Source organism: Pseudomonas sp. 3MAES_34.3B (assembly GCF_058145875.1).
In genome coordinates, this window is sequence record NZ_CM176960.1 from 277128 (window position 1) to 296974 (window position 19847).

The window sequence follows — 19847 nt, forward strand, 5'->3', positions numbered from 1 at the left end:
AGGTAATGAAGCGGCGGGCGTCAGCCCGGGTCGCGGAAGTTTGGGTGCAGCCCGGTGGCTACGCTTACGGCGGCGCCATCGCGGGTGGCGATATCAATGCCTTCAGTGGCTACCTGCGCGAGGAAGTCGATCTGCTCGGGCGTAATCACATAGGGCGGCAAGAAGTACACCACACTGCCCAGGGGCCGCAGTAACGCACCACGCTCCAGTGCGTGTTCGAATACTTTCAGGCCGCGCCGCTCTTGCCATGGATAGGCTTCGCGGCTGGCCTTGTCGCGCACCATTTCGATGGCCAGCACCATGCCGGTTTGCCGTACTTCGGCAACGTGAGGATGGTCGGCCAGGTGCGCGGTGGCGGTGGCCATGCGCTGCGCCAGGCCCTGGTTGCGTTCGATTACCCGGTCCTGCTCGAAGATGTCGAGCGTGGCCAGCGCGGCCGCGCAGGCCAGCGGGTTGCCTGTGTAACTGTGCGAGTGCAGGAACGCCCGAAGGGTGGAGTAGTCGTCGTAAAACGCCTGGTACACCTCATCGGTGGTCAGGCAGGCGGCAAGTGGCAGATAGCCCCCGGTGAGCGCCTTGGACAGACAGAGGAAATCAGGGCGAATGCCGGCTTGTTCGCAAGCGAACATCGTACCGGTACGGCCGAAGCCTACGGCAATTTCATCGTGAATAAGATGCACGCCGTAGCGGTCGCAGGCTTCGCGCAGCAGCTTCACGTAAACCGGGTGGTACATGCGCATGCCACCGGCGCCCTGGATCAGGGGCTCGATGATGACTGCGGCGATGGTGCCGTGATGCTCCGCGAGCGTTTGCTCCATGGCGAGGAACATCGTGCGCGAATGCGCTTCCCAGCTCACGCCTTCCGGGCGCAGGTAGCAATCCGGGCTCGGTACTTTCAGTGTGTCGAGCAACAGCGCCTTGTACGTTTCGGTAAACAATGGCACATCCCCTACAGACATCGCAGCGATGGTCTCGCCGTGGTAGCTGTTGGTAAGGGTAACGAAGCGCTTCTTCTCTGGCTGGCCGCGGTTGAGCCAATAGTGGAAGCTCATCTTGAGCGCCACTTCGATGCAGGACGAGCCGTTGTCCGCGTAGAACACCCGGTCCAGGCCTTCAGGCGTGATCCGCACCAGGCGCTCCGACAGTTCGATGACCGGGGCATGGCTGAAACCCGCGAGGATCACATGCTCGAGCTGGTCGACCTGATCCTTGATGCGCTGGTTGATACGCGGGTTGGCGTGGCCGAACACGTTTACCCACCAGGAGCTGACGGCGTCGAGATAGCGCTTGCCATCGAAGTCTTCCAGCCATACACCGTCGCCGCGCTTGATCGGGATCAATGGCAGGCGTTCGTGATCTTTCATCTGCGTACAGGGGTGCCATAACACCGCCAGATCGCGGTCCATCCAGTGCTGGTTGAGGCTCATGATCAAGCTCCATTGGCGCCGAGAAGGGGCCGGTAAAAAAAGATGGCAAGCCTATGCAATGCGCTGCCCGCAGACAACCCGCAATGTATGGCCGGTTGTGCGTTACATCCGGGAATGATCCCGGCCTGCGCGCATGTGGCGAACGCCGGATGCTGGATTAACCTTGCCTTAACAGGCCACGAACATAATTCATATCTCAGTATTCGATTAATAAAAGCTAAATTTTCCGCTTTTTTTCGATAGGTAAGCGGTTAACCTTCCTCCACGAATTCAGAGGGCGCTGTGATGCAGCTTCGAAACTCACCTTCTCGCTACGGGGCTATCAGCCTGTTCCTGCACTGGGGCATCGCCCTTGCGGTGTTCGGCATGTTCGCCCTCGGGCTGTGGATGGTTGGCCTGGGCTATTACGACCCGTGGCGAAAGGCAGCGCCGGAGCTGCACAAAAGCATCGGCCTGGTGCTGTTCCTGTTCATGGTGTTGCGCATGGTGTGGCGAATCGTAAGCCCACCGCCGCCGGCTACGCCCAACCAGGGCCGGCCTACTCGAGTAGCCGCCGTGACCGTGCACCTGTTCCTCTACCTGGACATCTTCCTGGTCATGGTCACGGGTTACCTGATTTCCACGGCGGACGGGGTAGGGATCTCGGTTTTCGGGCTGTTCGAAGTACCTGCCGCGTTCAGCGGTATCGAAAACCAGGCAGAGCGTGCCGGGGACATTCACCTGTACCTCGCCTGGGTATTGGTGGTGTTCTCCGTACTGCACGGGCTTGCCGCCCTCAAACATCACTTCGTCGACCGGGATGCCACCCTTGTGCGCATGCTGGGCCGCCGAGCTTGACCTTTATTAATGCACGTACCGCAAAGGAAATGGAAAATGCTTAAACACACTCTGGCCGCGCTTGCGCTCGGCACTGCCGCACTCACAGCTGGCCAGGCCATGGCGGCTGATTACCATATCGACAAGGAAGGCCAGCACGCTTTCGTCAACTTCAAGATCAGCCACCTTGGCTACAGCTTCATCACCGGTACGTTCAAGGATTTCGACGGCACTTTCAGCTTCGACGCCGCCAAGCCTGAAGACAGCAAGATCGATGTAACCCTGAAAACTGCCAGCGTGTTCACCAACCAGGCCGAGCGCGACAAGCACATCAGCAGCAAAGATTTCCTGGACGTAGCCAACTACCCTGAAGCGACCTTCAAATCCACCAGCGTCAAGCCAACCGGCAAAAACGCCGATGGCAAGACCACTGCTGACGTGACCGGCGACCTTACCCTTCACGGCGTGACCAAGCCTGTGGTCATCAAGGCCACCTTCCTGGGCGAAGGCAAAGACCCATGGGGCGGCTACCGTGCCGGCTTCGAAGGCAGCACCAGCATCAACCGCAAGGATTTCGCGCCCAAGTCCATGGACCTCGGCCCGCAGTCCGATACCGTTGAGCTGTACTTCGTGTTCGAAGGTGTGCAGAAGAAATAAGCGCTTGCGGGCATAAAAAAACGCCGCGCCCCCTGTCAGGGAGCGCGGCGTTTTTCATTGCCGGTGAAAATCAGTTCTTGCGGGTCAGCAAGGCTGGTTTCTCGCCGGTCTTGGCGCGGTTCTGCAGATCATCGAGCTGCTCGGCCGTCAGGGTACGGTCCAGCTTGGACTCTTTCATGATGATCTTTGGCTTTGGCGCTTCGCGACGGCCTTCGGTCATTGCTGGCACAGCGGCACCTTCTTCACGAGGGCGACGGTTGCGCGGGTTGTCGCGGCGGTTCTGGCCGGCACCGGCACCCTGGCCGGCGTTGTTGCGTGGGCGCTTGGCGCCACCGTCGGCGGCCGAACGTGGCGTAGCAGGTTGGCTACGGCGGGCACCCTGGCCGGGGGCCTTGGCGGCCGCTGGAGCCTGGTTGACACCAGCCCCTGCAGGCGCGTTAGGGCGACGGTTGCGGCCCTGACCTTTCTGATTCTGGTAGGGGCTGACGTAGTCGGCCCGGTTGCCGAAATTATCGACATCGTCGTCCAGGAACGTTTCGGGGTCACGGTTGCCGCGTTCGATAGCAGGCTCACCGGCTGACTGAGCGGGGCGCTGAGGCTGGCGAGGGCCACGGGCCCTGGGCTGGCGGCCTTCGCTGCGACCTTCGCTACGCTCTGCAGGACGGCCGTCAGCGGCCTTTTCGCGTGGCTTGTCCTTGCCCTTGTCCTTGCCTTTATCCTTGCGCCCGACCGAGGCGGGTTTGTCCCCACGAGGCTCACGGCCGCGCGGCTTGTTCGCTGGGGGACGTTCGCGGGTTTCGGGCTTCTCGGCCTCGATGGTGCTCGGGTCGAAGCCCAACAGCTCGCCATCGGCGATCTTCTGCCGGGTCATGCGCTCGATGCTCTTGAGCAGCTTTTCTTCATCCGGGGCCACCAGCGAGATCGCTTCGCCGTTACGCCCGGCACGGCCAGTGCGGCCGATCCGGTGCACGTAGTCTTCCTCGACATTCGGCAGTTCGAAGTTCACAACGTGGGGCAGTTGGTCGATATCCAGGCCGCGGGCCGCGATGTCGGTTGCCACCAGCACACGCACAGTGTTGGCCTTGAAGTCGACCAGGGCCTTGGTGCGCGCATTCTGGCTTTTGTTGCCATGAATCGCGGCGGCAGTCAGGCCGTGTTTTTCGAGGTATTCGGCAAGGCGGTTGGCGCCGTGCTTGGTACGGGTGAACACCAGCACCTGTTCCCATGCGCCCTGGGTAATCAGGTGTGCCAGCAGGGCGCGCTTGTGGCTGGCGCCAATGCGGTATACCCGCTGCTCGATCCGCTCGACTGTGGTATTGGGCGGGGTGACTTCGATCCGCTCCGGGTTATGCAGCAGCTTGCCGGCGAGGTCGGTGATGTCCTTGGAGAAGGTTGCGGAGAACAGCAGGTTCTGACGCTTCTCTGGCAGCCGCGCCAGAACCTTCTTCACGTCATGGATGAAGCCCATGTCGAGCATGCGGTCGGCTTCGTCCAGCACGAGGATTTCGACGTGGGCCAGGTCGACGCTACCTTGGCCGGCGAGGTCGAGCAGGCGGCCAGGGCAAGCGACCAGTACGTCCACGCCCTTGGCCAGGGCCTGCACCTGCGGGTTCACGCCTACGCCACCAAACACGCAAGCGCTGACGAATTTCAGGTCGCGGGCATAGATACGGAAGCTGTCATGGACCTGTGCAGCCAATTCGCGGGTAGGCGTAAGCACCAGTACCCGGGGCTGACGAGGGCCGTGACGCTGGGATTTGTCCGGGTGGCCGGCCGGGAACAAGCGTTCAAGGATCGGCAGGGCGAAACCGGCGGTCTTGCCAGTACCAGTCTGGGCGGCAACCATCAGGTCGCGGCCCTGCAACACGGCGGGGATTGCCCGCTGTTGCACGGGGGTAGGCTGCGAGTAGCCAGCGGCTTCGATAGCACTGACTAGAGCCTCGGAGAGACCGAGGGAAGCAAAGGACATGGGCAATCCTGTTCATTGTGAGGGCTTGGGCCCGAGGGAACGTTTGCCTGGCGCGGGGGCGGATATCGACGCAACCGCGTCCGGTACTGCTGGCGCTCGCGGAGGGTCCGCAGCAGGCTGCCGAGGCTGGGCCATGGCGCGGGCATGCGAAGAGGGAATGCGAGGTCCGGCGTCCGGGCGTAAGCCTGGCGGGAACGCCGGAGTATAACAGAGCGTTGGCATGGCGCTGAGATTTCACTGCCCGGTGGCCGGTTTTTTATAAGAAGCGCGTTTGTCGCCGTTGAGCAGGCGTGCGTCAGGCTCAGTGGTTGTAGCGTTTGAGCAGTTCCCGGTAGGCGGGCTCACGCTTGAAGGCTCGCAAGGTGATGGCGAAGCGCTCGGCCAGCTCCGACAGTTCGCTGGTGCGGCGCAGCGCCAGATACAGCACATCGCTGTCCAGGGTGCCGGGAATTTCTCCGATACGGCCCTCAAGGCCCATCTGCCGCAAAGTGAAACGGCCTTGGCGACGATCTCCGATTACCAGATCCACGCGGCCAAGCAACAGCTTTCCAAAATTGGCTTCCAGGGTGGGCGCCGGCTCCTTCTGTGCCTGAGAAGCCTCGAACGTGGAGCCATAGAGGAAACCCGGCGCCATGCCAACGCGTAGCCCTTGCAGGCTCTTCAAGCGAGCGGCGGGCTGGGGGCGCTCGTTTGCCTCGTAGAGCACGAATTCAACCGAGGACAGCGGTTCATTGGCATAGACCAGCTGCCGTTCCCGAGCAGGCGTGCGGAAAATATCCAGCACGGCGTCGGCCTGGCCTTCCTCGATCATCATCAAGCAGCGCTTCCAGGGCAAAAACTGCCATTGCACTTGCACCCCAAGCCTGTTGAAGACTTCGTTGGCGATCTCGTAGTCGATACCGGTGAGCGCCGTGCCGTCCTGGTAAACGTAGGGCCCCCACGGCTCGGTGACGATACGCAGCGGCTGCGCCGATGCAAATGTCGGCGACACCAGGGCAAGGATGAAAATAAAAAGACAGGCTAGGGCGCGCATGGGCGCAGAGTAAGCGGAGGGGGCGAAGCTGACTAGTCAGGCTTTCCCCTAATGGCACGATGAAGGCCCGGCGCTGCGTAACGCCGGGCCCGCATGGCTTAGCGGGGCAAGCCGAGGTTGTGCCAGATGGCCAGGCTGGCCTGGGCCTGGTTCAGCGTATAGAAGTGCAGGCCTGGAGCGCCGCCTTCGAGCAATTGTTCACACATGCGGGTTATCACCTCCTCGCCGAACGCCTGGATGCTGTTGGCGTCATCGCCATAGGCTTCCAGCTGCTTGCGAACCCAGCGAGGGATCTCTGCGCCGCAGGCTTCGGAAAACCGGGCGAGCTTGCTGTAGTTGGTGATAGGCATGATGCCCGGCACGATAGGCATGTCCACGCCCAGCTTGCGTACCCGGTCAACGAAGTAGAAGTAGCTGTCGGCGTTGAAGAAGTACTGGGTGATGGCGCTATCGGCGCCGGCCCGGGCCTTGCGGGCGAAGTTCGCCAGGTCGTCCTCGAAATTGCGCGCCTGCGGGTGCATCTCCGGGTAGGCGGCGACTTCAATATGGAAATGATCGCCCGTCTCGGCGCGAATGAATTCGACCAGGTCGTTGGCGTGGCGCAGTTCGCTGGAGGCCATCCCCATGCCCGAAGGCAGGTCGCCACGCAGCGCGACGATGCGCTTGATACCAGCGTCGCGGTACTGCACAAGCAGGTCACGCAGTTCAGCCTTGCTGTCACCTACGCACGAAAGGTGAGGGGCGGCGGGCACCTGCACTTCACGTTCCAGCTGCATGACGGTGTCGAACGTGCGGTCGCGTGTGGAGCCACCGGCACCGTACGTGCAGGAGAAGAACTCGGGCTTGTAGGCGGCCAGCTGGCGCGCCACGTTGATGAGTTTTTCGTGGCCGGCGTCGGTTTTCGTCGGGAAAAACTCGAAGCTGAAGCTTTTATCGGCAAAAGACATTTCAGGGCAGCTCTTCGAAGAAGAGCCGCAAGCAGCAAGCTGCATGCGGCAGGCCCGGTGTGAGCTTGCCGCTTGCCGCTTACCTCTTGCAGCTATTAATAACGGTAGGTGTCTGGCTTGAACGGGCCTTCGACGGTCACGCCGATGTATTCAGCCTGCTTGGGCGTGAGCTGGGTGACCACACCGCCAAAGCCACGCACCATTTCCAGTGCCACTTCTTCGTCCAGCTTCTTGGGCAGCACTTCAACGGTAAGGCGTTCAGCCTTGGCCGCTGCCGGCAGGTCCGCGAACTTCTGCGCATACAAGTGGATCTGGGCAAGCACCTGGTTGGCGAAGGAACCGTCCATGATCCGGCTTGGGTGGCCAGTGGCGTTGCCCAGGTTCACCAGACGGCCTTCGGCCAGAAGGATCAGGTAGTCGTCGTTCTGTGCGTCAAAGCTGCCGGCGCCGGTACGGTGGACCTTGTGAACCTGTGGCTTGACCTCTTCCCATGCCCAGTTCTTGCGCATGAAAGCGGTGTCGATTTCGTTGTCGAAGTGGCCGATGTTGCACACTACGGCGCGTTTTTTTAGGGCGCGCAGCATGTTGGCATCGCACACGTTGACGTTGCCGGTGGTGGTTACGATCAAGTCGATCTTGCCCAGCAAGGCGGCGTCCACGGAAGCTTCGGTGCCATCGTTGATACCGTCCTTGTAAGGGGAGACCAGCTCGAAGCCATCCATACAAGCCTGCATGGCGCAGATCGGGTCCACTTCGCTGACCTTCACGATCATGCCTTCCTGACGCAGCGACTGGGCCGAGCCCTTGCCCACGTCACCGTAGCCGATCACCAGCGCTTGCTTGCCGGACAGCAGGTGGTCGGTACCACGCTTGATGGCGTCGTTGAGGCTGTGACGGCAACCGTACTTGTTGTCGTTCTTGCTCTTGGTCACCGAGTCGTTCACGTTGATCGCCGGCACCTTGAGGGTACCCTTGGCGAGCATGTCCAGCAGGCGGTGTACGCCGGTGGTGGTTTCTTCGGTAACACCATGGATGCGCTCGAGCATCGCCGGGTATTTGTTGTGGAGGATTTCGGTGAGGTCACCGCCGTCGTCCAGCACCATGTTGGCGTCCCATGGCTGGCCATCCTTGAGGATGGTCTGCTCGATGCACCACTCGTATTCGGCTTCGGTTTCGCCTTTCCAGGCGAATACCGGAATACCCGCAGCGGCAATGGCGGCAGCGGCCTGATCCTGCGTGGAGAAGATGTTGCACGACGACCAGCGCACTTCGGCACCCAGGGCAACCAGGGTTTCGATCAGCACGGCGGTCTGGATGGTCATGTGGATGCAGCCGAGAATCCTGGCGCCCTTGAGCGGTTGCTCACCCGCATATTTGCGGCGCAGCCCCATCAAGGCCGGCATTTCGGATTCGGCGATGATGATTTCGCGGCGGCCCCAGGCAGCCAGGGAAATGTCGGCGACCTTGTAGTCGGAAAAATCGGCAGGCGTCAGTACAGCACTCATTGAGAGTCTCCATTCGTAGTATGCGAATGGGCGCCGTTGTGCGTTCGGGCGAGGCCCGGGGCCGATCATCGTCGGCCATGCTAACGCCCCAACCGAGCCTGACAGGATGACCTGCTGCAGCGCCCCTCGGTTGGGTGGCGGGAACGCCCACGTAGCGCGGGCGGTGAAACGCTGCGCAGTATATAGGGTGCCCGGGCAGGGTGTCGAATCCGCCGGGCGGTCGGGCATGATAGTGTTGTGCTACAGACATCAAGGGGGTACGTATGAATTTCCATACCCGCAAGTGGGTCAAGCCCGAGGACCTCAATCCAAACGGCACGTTGTTCGGTGGCAGCCTGCTGCGCTGGATCGACGAAGAAGCGGCGATCTACGCCATCGTGCAGCTGGGTAACCAGCGCGTGGTGACCAAGTACATTTCCGAGATCAATTTCGTCAGTGCTTCCCGGCAAGGGGACATCATCGAGCTGGGTATCACGGCTACCGAGTTTGGCCGGACGTCGATCACGCTTACCTGTGAAGTGCGCAACAAGATCACCCGCAAGAGCATTTTGACTGTGGACAAGCTGGTGTTTGTGAACCTGGGGGAGGACGGCCTCCCGGCGCCCCATGGCAGGACCGAGATCCGCTATATCAAGGACCAGTTCGCCGAGGAAGGGCTGAACGGCTAACTCTCGGGAAAGGGATTTCAGGTGTTCGCCACAACACTCGTTTTGCTCGCCGCAGTGCTGCACGCGGCGTGGAACACATTGGTCAAGTTCAGCGCCGAACGGCTGCTGGTGGTTGCGAGCATGGACGCCATTGCGTTCCTGCTTGCGGTGCCCATGGTGTGCCTGGTATCTGTGCCTCCTGCGGCCATATGGCCCTGGATGATTGCCAGCGCGCTGTTTGAATTGCTGTACCGCTACCTGTTGATCCAGGCCTATCGAACCGCGGACCTGGGCTTGGTCTACCCGCTGATGCGGGGCTTGTCTCCGCTGGTAGTGCTGGGCCTCACGCTGCTAGTGGGCAATGAGCCGCTCAACACGAATCAGGTATTGGGCATCCTGTTGATCCCCTGCGGGATGGCCTGCCTGCTATGGCAAGGCGGGGGTGGTGATCGCCTGCCGTGGTCGGTGCTGCCCGTTGTGGTACTTATCGGCATCTGCATCGGCAGTTACACCTGGATCGACGGCCAGGCCCTGCAACGCTGGGGGCGACCGCTGGATTACCTGGCTTGGCTGACGTTCATCAGTGCGTGGCCGTTTCCGGCCCTCGCCCTGGCCAATCGCCGGGACCGCTTCAGGCAGTTCTGGCGCACCCAGTGGCGGCTTGGCACTACCGTAGGCGTGTGCGTGCTTGCAAGCTATGCGCTGGTGCTGTGGGCCATGGCCGCAGGGTCGGTGGCGGAAGCGGCCGCCCTGCGTGAAACCAGTGTGATACTGGTGGTACTTTTCGGCATGCGTTACCTCAAGGAGCCCCTTGGGTTGCCACGCCTGCTGGCCTGTGTGTTGGTGGTGGCCGGCATCATGATCATGAAAATAAATTGACGAGCGAGGGAAGAATGACAGCTGCTTATTGGTGTGTGCTGGTCGCGATCCTGCTGCCGTATGCCTGCACGGTAACCGCCAAACTGGCCGGCGATCGCTTTGGGCCCAATGCCAATCGTGACCCGCGCGCTTGGCTGGACAAGCAACAGGGGCTATCAAAGCGTGCGCATGCCGCGCAATTGAACGGCTTCGAGATTACCCCAGCGTTCGCTGCGGCGGTAATCATCGCGCACTTGGCGGGAGGTACTACCCAAGGCACGATCGACCTGCTCGCCATACTCTTCGTGGCAAGCCGGGTGGTTTATATCCTGTGTTATCTGGCCGATCGCGCGCCGCTGCGCTCGATCGCCTGGTTCGTGGGGCTCGGGGTGATCATTGCCCTGTTTTGCGTAGCGGCCTGATACAGGCCGCACACACGGTATTACTTGTCCAGTTCGTCTACCGCTTCCTGAAGCTCCTTGCGGGCTTCGGCCAGCTTGTCCTTGCGCTTGTTGATCTTGTCCGGGTCGCCCTTCTTCATGGCCTTGTCGAGATCAGCCTGGCGCTCGCTCACCTCTTTCTTAGCGTCCAGCACCTTGGCCTCGCGCTCCTTTTTAAGGCGGTCGTCGGTGCAGTTGGCCTGCAACTCTCCCAGGGCGATCTGCAGGCCTTCAAGCTGGCTGGTGTTCCCGGCTTCGCGGGCGCGGGAGATCTCCTCCTGTACGCGTTGTTCCTTGGCGGCACACCCCTTCGCCTCGGCGCTTTCATCTGGCGTGGCCGCCAGGGCTGGCTGGGCCATTGCACCAAGAAGAAGGGTGAGGGTAAGCAAAGCTTTCATGAGGTCTCCGGGGTTGTAGCGGTGAGTTCAGGCCCATTGGAACGGATGTCCGGGGGAAGTTCAAACCCTTCAGCGAACCCATCCACACCCAGACGGTGGAGCGCGGCGGCCATTTTTAAAGCGGGAGGATGATGGAAAAAGGCCACCAGTTGGCTGGCTTTGCCGCTGCCGATCCCGGTTTCATTGGCCCAATCCGACGCGGAGCGGTGCGCGAGTGGCGCCCAGTGCGGCGCAAGCTGAACGCTTCCCAGGGGCGGTACGCTCATCGCTTTAAGCCATTTTCTGAAAGGTTTTTGCCGGGCACCTTCAAAGCTCGCAGCGATTCGCTTCGCGGAACGGTCACCAATACCATCGACAGCGGCGAGCGCTGCCTCATCCAGTGCCAGCCAACTGTGCAATTCGGGTAACAGCCCGGCATCCAGCAGCCGCTCCCAGGTTGCCTTGCCTACGTGGGCCATGCCGAGAGCATCCCGGTGGCTCATCCATTGCAACCGGGCCAGGTATTGGCTGCGGCAGCCGGTATCGGGAACCCAACACGTCAATGCATTGAAGCTTGAAGGTTCGGGGGCAATTACCGGATAGCGGACGGGGCTACGCATGATTACACCGCCCACGCGCGGAATGGTCAGCCCGGCAAGCTCCAGCGAAATCTGATCCCCGGGCCTTGCATCCAGCGTTTGCCAGCGTCGAAGCGAGCCCAGGCTGGCACGCTTCACGGTACGGTCGTCCATGCGCACGGGGTGCAGCTCGAGTACCGGCGTGATTCGACCAGTTCGGCCAATTTCGAAGGTGACCTTGCGCACCTCGGCGAGCACGCTGCGCCAGGGGTATTTCCAGGCGGCGATCCAGTAGGGTGCTTGCGCCTTCCAGCGATGCGCAGCCGGCCGTTGACTATCCCGCAGGATGATCCCGTCGGTGGCAAACGGAAGTGGCTGGTTGTACCAGTGATCCCGCCAGGTACGCGCATCTTCCGGGTCGCTTATCCGATGGCTGTACGCCTGTGGTTCCGCAAAGCCCAGTTCGGCCAGTTGCGCCAAACGCTCCGCCTGAGTACCCGGCCCTTTCGGCCAGTCCCAGGGAAAGAAGCCAAGCGCCTGGCCCTCAACGGTGGTCAGGTTGTGGCGCGCCATCATTCCGGCAACGCGGCTGCGCGCGTTCAGGCTTCCCTTCTGAGCCTGCACGTGCCCCTCCAGGCGAAGGAACAGTTCCCCCTGCAACTCCAGGTCTACCTCGCGTGACAGGGTAGGTGGCACGCCCGAAACATGCCGAGCGTTGGCGGTCCAGTCATGCCCGCTCAGGCCATCGCCGCGGCTGATTGCCCTGGCAAGGCGCCCCCGCTCGTAAATGATGGTCACCGCGACGCCATCCACTTTGGGCTGCACCCATACCTCCTCGCGCCCGCTCAGCCAGGCCTTGGCGTCATCGGCGTCCGCCAGCTTGGCTACCCCCGTATGCGCGACCGGATGCGCAACAGGGCCTGAGCTGGCGGCCAGGAGGGAGGGCGAAGGTGCATTGCCAGCGGGAAAACACTGCCGCCAGGCACGCAGGCGGGTTTCGGCCTGGTCGTAAAGCTCGTCATCCACCTTCGAAACGCCGTCGCGGTGATACGCCAGGTTCCATTCATCCACCTGGCGCTGCAGGCCCTCTACTTGAGCCGCAGCGTGTTCCGGTGACCACGCCGGGCACGCCCAGGAAGGCGTGGATAGCAACAGCGCAAAGGCGCCAAGGCATCGAATCGGGTTCCACATACAGAGCATCCTTGCTCATCGGGAGGGAATGCCAAGCCTAGAACGGAAAAAGCCTCTCGCGAGGGAGAGGCTTTTTCGGCATGTTGCCCGGATCAGAGGTTGGCGGCAGCTCGCAGCGCGTCGGCGCGGTCGGTCCGCTCCCAAGTGAACGCTGTGAAGGTGTCGTTGCCGACGGTCATTTCGTAGGGGTTGCGCCCGAAGTGACCGTAAGCTGCGGTGGCCTGATACATCGGGTGCAGCAGGTCCAGCATGCGGGTGATGGCGTACGGGCGCAGGTCGAAGTGCTCGCGTACCAGCTGGATGATCTTGTCATCCGACAGTTTGCCGGTGCCGAAGGTGTTCAGCGAGATGGACGTAGGCTGCGCTACGCCGATGGCGTAGGACACCTGGATCTCGCAACGGTCGGCCAGGCCTGCCGCAACGATGTTCTTGGCCACGTAGCGGCCGGCATAGGCGGCGGAGCGGTCGACCTTGGACGGGTCCTTGCCAGAGAATGCACCGCCACCGTGACGTGCCATGCCGCCGTAGGTGTCAACGATGATCTTGCGACCGGTCAGGCCGCAGTCGCCTACCGGGCCACCGATTATGAAGTTGCCGGTAGGGTTGATGTGGTACTGGGTGTCCTTGTGCAGCAGCTCGGCAGGCAGGCAGTGCTTGACCACCAGCTCCATCACGGCTTCACGCAGGTCGGCGTATTTCACTTCCGGATTGTGCTGGGTCGACAGCACCACAGCGTCGATACCCACTACCTTGCCGTTTTCATAGCGGCAGGTGACCTGGGACTTGGCGTCCGGGCGCAGCCACGGCAGCAGGCCGGATTTGCGCGCTTCGGCCTGGCGTTCTACCAAGGCGTGCGAGAAGCGGATAGGCGCCGGCATCAGCACGTCGGTTTCGTTGCTGGCGTAGCCGAACATCAGGCCCTGGTCGCCCGCGCCCTGGTCTTCCGGCTTGCTGCGGTCAACGCCCTGGGCGATGTCCACGGATTGCTTGCCGATGATGTTCATGACCGCGCAGGTCGCGCCGTCAAAGCCGACTTCCGAGCTGTTGTAGCCGATGTCGATGATGACCTTGCGCACGATCTCTTCGAGGTCGACCCATGCCGAGGTGGTGACTTCGCCAGCGATGATCGCAACGCCGGTTTTGACCAGCGTTTCGCAGGCCACACGGGCGTGCTTGTCTTCAGCGATGATGGCGTCCAGCACCGCATCGGAAATCTGGTCGGCGATCTTGTCCGGGTGCCCTTCGGACACAGACTCGGAGGTGAAAATGGAGTATTCGCTCATCTCGACGGCTTCCTGAAAAATTACCGATGGTGAGTGTCGCCAGCCGGCCGCCGGAAATGGCGAACCTGTATCTGGAAACCGTTACGAAGGCCCACGTAGAGCCCATCCCCGGGGCGAAGCCCCGCAGCGGTGGCCCAGCGGGCCAGTTCTTCCTGTTCAAAACCCAGCCAGAGATCTCCGCAGGCCGTCCTGGCCCAATCCTGGTCATGGCTACACAACTCTGTAACCAGCAGGCTGCCACCGGGCTTCACCCGGGCAGCCAGCTGTTTCATGGCATGGGCGGGGTCGCTGAAATGGTGCAAAACCATGTTCACGACCACGCAATCGGCGCTCAGGGTGGTTTCACCCAGCGCGTCGTCGAGCCGCAATTCCACGTTGTCTACGCCTTCGCGGCGGCACAACTGGCGAGCCAGTTCGAGCATCTCGGGGCTGTTGTCCACCGCGGTAACCTGGCTGAAGCGGCGCGCCAGGTCTGGTAAAAACCCACCGTCCCCCGGGCCTACTTCCAGGGCGGTCGCGGCGGCGCCAGGGGTGAGGGTATCAAGCAACGCCAGCAGGCTTTCCCGATACTGAGGCAGGCCGGCAATCAGATCCTGTTGAGCGCGGAACCGATCCGCCACCCGGGAAAAGAACACCTGGCTGGCAGTGGCGCGCTGGCGTTCTACCTCGGCCATTCGCCGCTGGGCGTCGGCAGGTAGCTCCAAGGTGTCGGCTTCTTCCAGCAGCGCGCCGTGCAGGCGACCACCGATACGGTGGTCAGCCGGCAACGCACGCCGATAGAAGATAGCGTTGCCTTCGCGGCGTGTAGCAACCAGGCCTGCCTGGGCGAGCACCTTCAAGTGGTGGCTCATGCCGGACTGCCCGATATCGAAGATTTGCGCGAGTTCCAGCACGCCGAACGAATCGCAGGCCAGCGCGCGAAGCACATTCAGGCGCAGCGGATCGCCACCGGCCTTGCACAGGCTGGCGAGGTCGTCGGCGGGTTCGTGGCTGATGGAAGGTACGCGCAAGCTCATAGGGCCGGGAGTCTAGTGCGGCCCCGGGTCACCCGCAAGGGTAATATCAAAAAGTTTTGATATTGGGCGAGTGAACCGTTTAAGGGCGAAAAATACGCCGCACCGGCTATCTTCGATTGCGAGCACACCCGGCCATCAGCGAAAATGCCGCTTTTGCAGTTTCATCATTGTCAGTGGAGATCAGCGATGCCCAGCCGTCGTGAGCGTGCCAACGCCATTCGTGCCCTCAGCATGGATGCCGTGCAGAAAGCCAACAGCGGCCACCCCGGTGCCCCCATGGGAATGGCCGACATTGCCGAAGTGCTGTGGCGGGATTTCCTCAAGCACAACCCGGCCAACCCTGCATTCCTGGACCGTGACCGTTTCGTCATGTCCAACGGGCACGGTTCCATGCTGGTCTATTCGTTGCTGCACCTTACCGGCTACGACCTGTCCATCGATGACCTGAAAAACTTCCGCCAGCTGCATAGCCGCACCCCGGGGCACCCCGAATACGGCTATACCCCGGGCGTAGAAACCACCACTGGCCCGCTCGGCCAGGGCCTTGCCAACGCGGTAGGCTTCGCCATCGCGGAAAAAGCGCTCGCCGCGCAGTTCAATCGCCCCGGTCACGACATCATCAACCACAACACTTATGTGTTCCTGGGTGATGGCTGCATGATGGAAGGCATTTCGCACGAAGTATGCTCGCTGGCCGGTACGCTGGGCCTGGGCAAGCTCATTGCCTTCTATGACGACAACGGCATTTCCATCGACGGCGAAGTGGAAGGCTGGTTCAACGACGATACGCCCAAGCGTTTCGAAGCCTACGGTTGGCAGGTGATCCGTAACGTGGACGGCCACGATTCGGACGAAATCACCACGGCAATCGAAACCGCGCGCAAAAGCGCCCAGCCCACGCTGATCTGCTGCAAGACCACGATCGGCTTCGGTTCGCCCAACAAGCAAGGCAAGGAAGAGTGCCACGGCGCACCGCTGGGCAACGACGAAATCGCCCTCACCCGGGCCAATCTGAAGTGGAACCACGGGCCGTTCGAAATCCCGGAAGATATCTACAGGGAGTGGAGCTGCCGCGAGAAGGGCACTGCCGCCGAAGCCGAGTGGGATCAGCGCTTCGCTGCCTATTCCGCTGCGCACCCGGACCTCGCCAACGAGCTCATCCGCCGCATGAGCGGTGAACTGCCAGCCGATTTCGCCGAACAGGCCGATGCCTACATCGCTGAAGTGGCCGCCAAGGGCGAAACCGTCGCCAGCCGCAAGGCAAGCCAGAACACCCTGAATGCCTTTGGCCCGCTGCTGCCCGAGCTGCTGGGCGGCTCCGCCGACCTGGCCGGCTCCAACCTCACCCTGTGGAAAGGTTGCAAGGGCATCAGTGCCGAGGACGCCGCAGGCAACTACCTGTACTACGGTGTGCGCGAGTTCGGCATGAGCGCCATCATGAACGGCATCGCCCTGCATGGCGGTTTCGTACCTTACGGCGCGACCTTCCTCATCTTCATGGAATACGCGCGCAATGCCGTGCGCATGTCCGCGCTGATGAAGAAGCGTGTGCTGTATGTGTTCACCCACGATTCCATCGGCCTCGGCGAAGACGGCCCCACCCACCAGCCGATCGAGCAGCTGGCGAGCCTGCGCGGTACGCCTAACCTGGACACCTGGCGCCCGGCGGACGCGGTCGAGTCGGCCATCGCCTGGAAATACGCGCTGGAGCGCAACGACGGGCCTTCGGCACTGATCTTCTCTCGCCAGAACCTCACCCATCAGCCGCGCGACGCCGAACAACTGGCCAACGTGGCCAAGGGCGGCTATGTACTGAAGGACTGCGCGGGCGAGCCGGACCTGATCCTGATCGCGACCGGTTCGGAAGTTGGCCTGGCTGTGCAGGCTGCCGATGCCCTCACCGGGGCCGGCCGCAAGGTGCGTGTTGTTTCCATGCCGAGCACCAGCGTGTTCGACGCGCAGGACGCGGGCTACAAGCAGGCGGTACTGCCGCTGGAAGTGACTGCGCGGATCGCTATCGAAGCGGCCCACGCAGACTTCTGGTACAAGTATGTAGGCCTTGAAGGCCGTATCGTCGGCATGACCACCTTCGGTGAGTCTGCTCCGGCACCTGCGCTGTTCGAAGAGTTCGGGTTTACCGTGGACAACATTGTCGGTATCGCCAACGAACTGCTCGAAGACTGACCCGCCCCGCCACCGCGGCCTGCCCGGTACGGGCGGTTCCGCGGCGGCGCCGCTCACCAAGCCGTTCACCAAGGTGTAGACCGCGCCATGTCCCTATCCCGCCCTTATCGGGTTGCCCTCAACGGTTACGGCCGTATCGGCCGTTGCGTGTTGCGGGCATTGTATGAACGCCGTGACCACGCAGGCATCGAAGTGGTCGCGTTGAATGACCTGGCAGACCTGCCCAGCCTTGAATACCTCACCCGCTTCGACTCCACCCATGGCCGCTTTCCGGGCGATGTGCGAATCGACGGCGCGGACCTTTGCATCAACGGCGATCGCCTGAAGGTGCTACGCAGCGCAACACCTGAAGGCGTGGATTGGGAAGGCCTGGGGCTGGACCTGGTCATGGAGTGCTCCGGCGCGTGGCATTCCCGCGCCGATGGCGAGCGTTTCCTGGCCGCTGGTGCCCCCCGGATACTGTTTTCCCAGCCCATGGCCAGCGAGGCGGACGTCGATGCCACGGTGGTCTACGGGATCAACCAGCATCATCTGAGCGGCGCCGAGCGCTTGCTGTCCAACGCTTCCTGTACGACCAACTGCGCGGTTCCGCTGCTGCGCCTGCTCGACGCGGCCTTCGGGATCGAGTACGCATCCATCACTACTATTCACTCGGCCATGAATGACCAGCCGGTGATCGATGCCTACCACCATGAAGACCTGCGCCGTACCCGTTCGGCGTTCCAGTCGGTGATTCCGGTATCTACTGGCCTGGCGCGAGGAATAGAGCGCCTGCTTCCGGAACTTGCGGGCCGAATTCAGGCCAAAGCAGTGCGCGTGCCCACCGTCAATGTGTCTTGCCTGGACATCACCCTTCAGACTGCCCGCGACACTGACGCGCAGGAGGTCAACAGAGTGCTGCGTGAAGCAGCGTCTGGCGGGCCATTGAAAGGCCTGCTGGCCTACACCGAGTTGCCGCACGCCAGCTGTGATTTCAACCATGACCCGCATTCGGCCATTGTCGACGCCAGCCAGACGCGTGTGTCTGGCCCCCGGCTGGTCAACCTGCTGGCCTGGTTTGACAACGAATGGGGCTTCGCCAATCGAATGCTTGATGTCGCGGGGCATTTCCTCGGCATCGCCACCACAAAAAAATGAACACGCCTAAGGACTGACACATGACCGTGTTGAAAATGAGCGACCTGGACCTTCAAGGCAAGCGCGTGCTGATTCGCGAAGACCTGAACGTTCCGATCAAGGACGGCGTGGTAGCCAGTGACGCGCGTATCGTCGCTTCGCTGCCCACCATCAAGCTGGCGCTGGAAAAAGGCGCCGCCGTGATGGTGTGCTCGCATCTGGGCCGCCCGGTGGAAGGCGAGTATTCCGCCGAGAACAGCCTCAAGCCTGTGGCCGACTACCTGACCAAGGCATTGGGCCGCGACGTGGCGCTGGTGTCCGACTACCTCGACGGGGTCACGGTCGAGCCCGGTAACGTAGTGCTGTTTGAAAACGTGCGCTTCAACAAGGGCGAGAAAAAGAACGCCGATGAGTTGGCGCAAAAATACGCCGCCTTGTGCGACGTGTTCGTAATGGATGCCTTCGGCACCGCACACCGCGCTGAAGGCTCTACCCACGGTGTGGCGAAATTCGCCAAGGTCGCCGCCGCCGGCCCGTTGCTGGCCGCTGAGCTGGACGCCTTGGGCAAGGCCCTGAAGGCACCCGCCAAACCCATGGCGGCCATCGTCGCAGGCTCCAAGGTGTCTACCAAGCTGGACGTACTGAACAGCCTGAGCACTGTCTGCGACCAGCTGATTGTAGGCGGTGGTATCGCCAACACTTTCCTGGCCGCTGCTGGGTATAAGGTAGGCAAGTCCCTTCACGAGCCGGACCTGCTCGACACCGCCCGCGCGATCGCGGCCAAGGTGAGCGTGCCGCTTCCGGTGGACGTGGTCGTGGCCAAGGAATTCGCCGAAAGCGCCGCCGCGACCGTGAAGGACATCGCCGACGTTGCCGACGACGACATGATCCTGGACATCGGCCCGAAAACCGCAGAGCAGTTCGCCGAGTTGCTTAAAAGCGCCAAGACTATCCTCTGGAACGGCCCGGTCGGTGTGTTCGAGTTCGATCAGTTCGGGAACGGCACCAAGGTTCTGGCCAAAGGCATCGCCGAAAGCCCGGCGTTTTCCATCGCTGGTGGTGGCGATACCCTCGCGGCCATCGACAAGTATGGTGTTGCCGGTGATATTTCCTACATCTCCACGGGCGGCGGCGCCTTCCTGGAGTTCGTGGAAGGCAAGGTATTGCCTGCAGTCGAGATGCTCGAACAGCGGGCCAAGGGCTGAGCTTTGTGATTCGCGGCGCGCTTGTTCTCACCCTCGCCTGTGGCCTTATGGCATGTAGCCATGAGGCCAGTCGGCAGCAAAAGGATGGTAACGCCGCCGAGCGCTGTACTCCGGAGGGCGAACATGCCAACTGGCGCGCACGCTGGCAAGCCGAGACGGCGCCGGTGATCGACAAGCGGCAGGGCCAGGACGCCATGGATAATGACGAAGCGGACATCGCCGAACGCAGGGTGGCTTGCCCATGAGGCAACGAACGTTCAGCGGGGCGGTCTTTTGAAAACCATCCCGGTACGTGAAAGGAGTCCATCATGAAGCGTGTTCTTGCGTTGGCCTGCTACCTGCTTGTGTTGTCAGGTTGTTCGATGTTCGGTGGCGAGCGTAGTGCGTGCGAGGTATTCAGCCCTGCTCCGGTGGAGCTGCCGAGCAATCAGAATGATCAGCGTGTGCAAACCAACGCGACGGGCGACCCGACCGCAGGCGCTAACAAGCTGCAGGATTGCGGTTCGCATTGACCTGAGTCGCCTTGCCTTGGCAAGGCGGTGGTTGCTGTCCACGATTTGATTGGCCGGGGCCGTACATGGCCCCGTGAACACCCCCC

Annotated in this window: 19 protein-coding genes and 1 riboswitch; of the genes, 10 read left to right on the plus strand and 9 right to left on the minus strand. The window is 61.9% G+C overall.

The features are described 5' to 3' along the window. Positions 1-20: 20 nt before the first annotated feature. The gene (locus AC3Z8Y_RS01275) at positions 21-1427 is read right to left on the minus strand and encodes an adenosylmethionine--8-amino-7-oxononanoate transaminase (protein WP_490088121.1); all 1407 of its coding nucleotides are present in this window, start codon (positions 1425-1427) and stop codon (positions 21-23) included. Between the two features lie 285 nt (positions 1428-1712). On the opposite strand from AC3Z8Y_RS01275, the gene AC3Z8Y_RS01280 reads away from it, so the two are divergent. Beyond that, positions 1713-2264: a cytochrome b gene (locus AC3Z8Y_RS01280; protein ID WP_490088122.1), complete on the plus strand. Its 552-nt coding sequence runs from the start codon at positions 1713-1715 to the stop codon at positions 2262-2264. A gap of 36 nt (positions 2265-2300) precedes the next feature. Next, a complete protein-coding gene (locus tag AC3Z8Y_RS01285) occupies positions 2301-2900 on the plus strand; it encodes a YceI family protein (RefSeq protein ID WP_490088123.1) in 600 nt (199 codons plus the stop codon). A gap of 70 nt (positions 2901-2970) precedes the next feature. Here the strand turns inward: AC3Z8Y_RS01285 and rhlE2 are convergent, their stop codons facing one another. From rhlE2 to ahcY, 4 genes are all read right to left on the minus strand, one after another. After that, the gene (rhlE2, locus tag AC3Z8Y_RS01290) at positions 2971-4869 is read right to left on the minus strand and encodes an RNA helicase RhlE2 (protein ID WP_490088124.1); all 1899 of its coding nucleotides are present in this window, start codon (positions 4867-4869) and stop codon (positions 2971-2973) included. 301 nt (positions 4870-5170) lie between these two features. Then, positions 5171-5860: a substrate-binding periplasmic protein gene (locus AC3Z8Y_RS01295; protein WP_490088125.1), complete on the minus strand. Its 690-nt coding sequence runs from the start codon at positions 5858-5860 to the stop codon at positions 5171-5173. A 140-nt stretch (positions 5861-6000) separates the two neighbouring features. Continuing rightward, positions 6001-6849: a methylenetetrahydrofolate reductase [NAD(P)H] gene (metF, locus tag AC3Z8Y_RS01300; protein WP_490088126.1), complete on the minus strand. Its 849-nt coding sequence runs from the start codon at positions 6847-6849 to the stop codon at positions 6001-6003. Positions 6850-6944: 95 nt separating this feature from the next. Further along, positions 6945-8354, minus strand: coding sequence for an adenosylhomocysteinase (gene ahcY / locus AC3Z8Y_RS01305; protein WP_490088127.1), 1410 nt, complete (start codon positions 8352-8354; stop codon positions 6945-6947). Between the two features lie 21 nt (positions 8355-8375). Next, positions 8376-8488, minus strand: a riboswitch (S-adenosyl-L-homocysteine riboswitch). A 129-nt stretch (positions 8489-8617) separates the two neighbouring features. On the opposite strand from ahcY, the gene AC3Z8Y_RS01310 reads away from it, so the two are divergent. The 3 genes from AC3Z8Y_RS01310 to AC3Z8Y_RS01320 are packed head-to-tail and all read left to right on the plus strand — an operon-like array spanning position 8618 to position 10281. Then, positions 8618-9022 (plus strand): acyl-CoA thioesterase, encoded by a 405-nt coding sequence (locus AC3Z8Y_RS01310; RefSeq protein WP_318781407.1) that lies wholly within the window; start codon positions 8618-8620, stop codon positions 9020-9022. A gap of 21 nt (positions 9023-9043) precedes the next feature. Beyond that, on the plus strand, positions 9044-9880 hold the full coding sequence (locus AC3Z8Y_RS01315; protein WP_490088128.1) for an EamA family transporter: 837 nt from the start codon (positions 9044-9046) through the stop codon (positions 9878-9880). Positions 9881-9894: 14 nt separating this feature from the next. Next, positions 9895-10281: an MAPEG family protein gene (locus tag AC3Z8Y_RS01320; protein WP_490088129.1), complete on the plus strand. Its 387-nt coding sequence runs from the start codon at positions 9895-9897 to the stop codon at positions 10279-10281. 20 nt (positions 10282-10301) lie between these two features. Here AC3Z8Y_RS01320 and AC3Z8Y_RS01325 read toward each other — a convergent pair whose 3' ends face one another. The 4 genes from AC3Z8Y_RS01325 to AC3Z8Y_RS01340 form a co-directional block, all read right to left on the minus strand. Continuing rightward, the gene (locus AC3Z8Y_RS01325; protein ID WP_490088130.1) at positions 10302-10697 is read right to left on the minus strand and encodes a DUF1090 domain-containing protein; all 396 of its coding nucleotides are present in this window, start codon (positions 10695-10697) and stop codon (positions 10302-10304) included. Continuing rightward, positions 10694-12445: an NAD-dependent DNA ligase LigB gene (ligB, locus tag AC3Z8Y_RS01330; protein ID WP_490088131.1), complete on the minus strand. Its 1752-nt coding sequence runs from the start codon at positions 12443-12445 to the stop codon at positions 10694-10696. The genes AC3Z8Y_RS01325 and ligB overlap by 4 nt, the downstream gene beginning before the upstream one ends. A gap of 92 nt (positions 12446-12537) precedes the next feature. After that, a complete protein-coding gene (gene metK / locus AC3Z8Y_RS01335) occupies positions 12538-13728 on the minus strand; it encodes a methionine adenosyltransferase (protein WP_181113631.1) in 1191 nt (396 codons plus the stop codon). A gap of 20 nt (positions 13729-13748) precedes the next feature. Beyond that, positions 13749-14744 carry an ArsR/SmtB family transcription factor gene (locus tag AC3Z8Y_RS01340; protein WP_490088132.1) on the minus strand — a complete coding sequence of 332 codons (996 nt, stop codon included), beginning with the start codon at positions 14742-14744 and terminating at the stop codon, positions 13749-13751. Positions 14745-14930: 186 nt separating this feature from the next. On the opposite strand from AC3Z8Y_RS01340, the gene tkt reads away from it, so the two are divergent. The 5 genes from tkt to AC3Z8Y_RS01365 all read left to right on the plus strand — a co-directional run bounded on the left by tkt (position 14931) and on the right by AC3Z8Y_RS01365 (position 19761). Further along, positions 14931-16928 (plus strand): transketolase, encoded by a 1998-nt coding sequence (gene tkt / locus AC3Z8Y_RS01345; RefSeq protein ID WP_490088133.1) that lies wholly within the window; start codon positions 14931-14933, stop codon positions 16926-16928. Positions 16929-17015: 87 nt separating this feature from the next. Beyond that, positions 17016-18065 carry an erythrose-4-phosphate dehydrogenase gene (gene epd, locus AC3Z8Y_RS01350; RefSeq protein ID WP_490088134.1) on the plus strand — a complete coding sequence of 350 codons (1050 nt, stop codon included), beginning with the start codon at positions 17016-17018 and terminating at the stop codon, positions 18063-18065. A gap of 20 nt (positions 18066-18085) precedes the next feature. Then, a complete protein-coding gene (locus AC3Z8Y_RS01355) occupies positions 18086-19249 on the plus strand; it encodes a phosphoglycerate kinase (RefSeq protein WP_490088135.1) in 1164 nt (387 codons plus the stop codon). Between the two features lie 47 nt (positions 19250-19296). Then, positions 19297-19494: a hypothetical protein gene (locus AC3Z8Y_RS01360; protein ID WP_490088136.1), complete on the plus strand. Its 198-nt coding sequence runs from the start codon at positions 19297-19299 to the stop codon at positions 19492-19494. Positions 19495-19557: 63 nt separating this feature from the next. Continuing rightward, positions 19558-19761 carry a hypothetical protein gene (locus AC3Z8Y_RS01365; RefSeq protein ID WP_490088137.1) on the plus strand — a complete coding sequence of 68 codons (204 nt, stop codon included), beginning with the start codon at positions 19558-19560 and terminating at the stop codon, positions 19759-19761. The last annotated feature ends 86 nt before the right edge of the window (positions 19762-19847 follow it).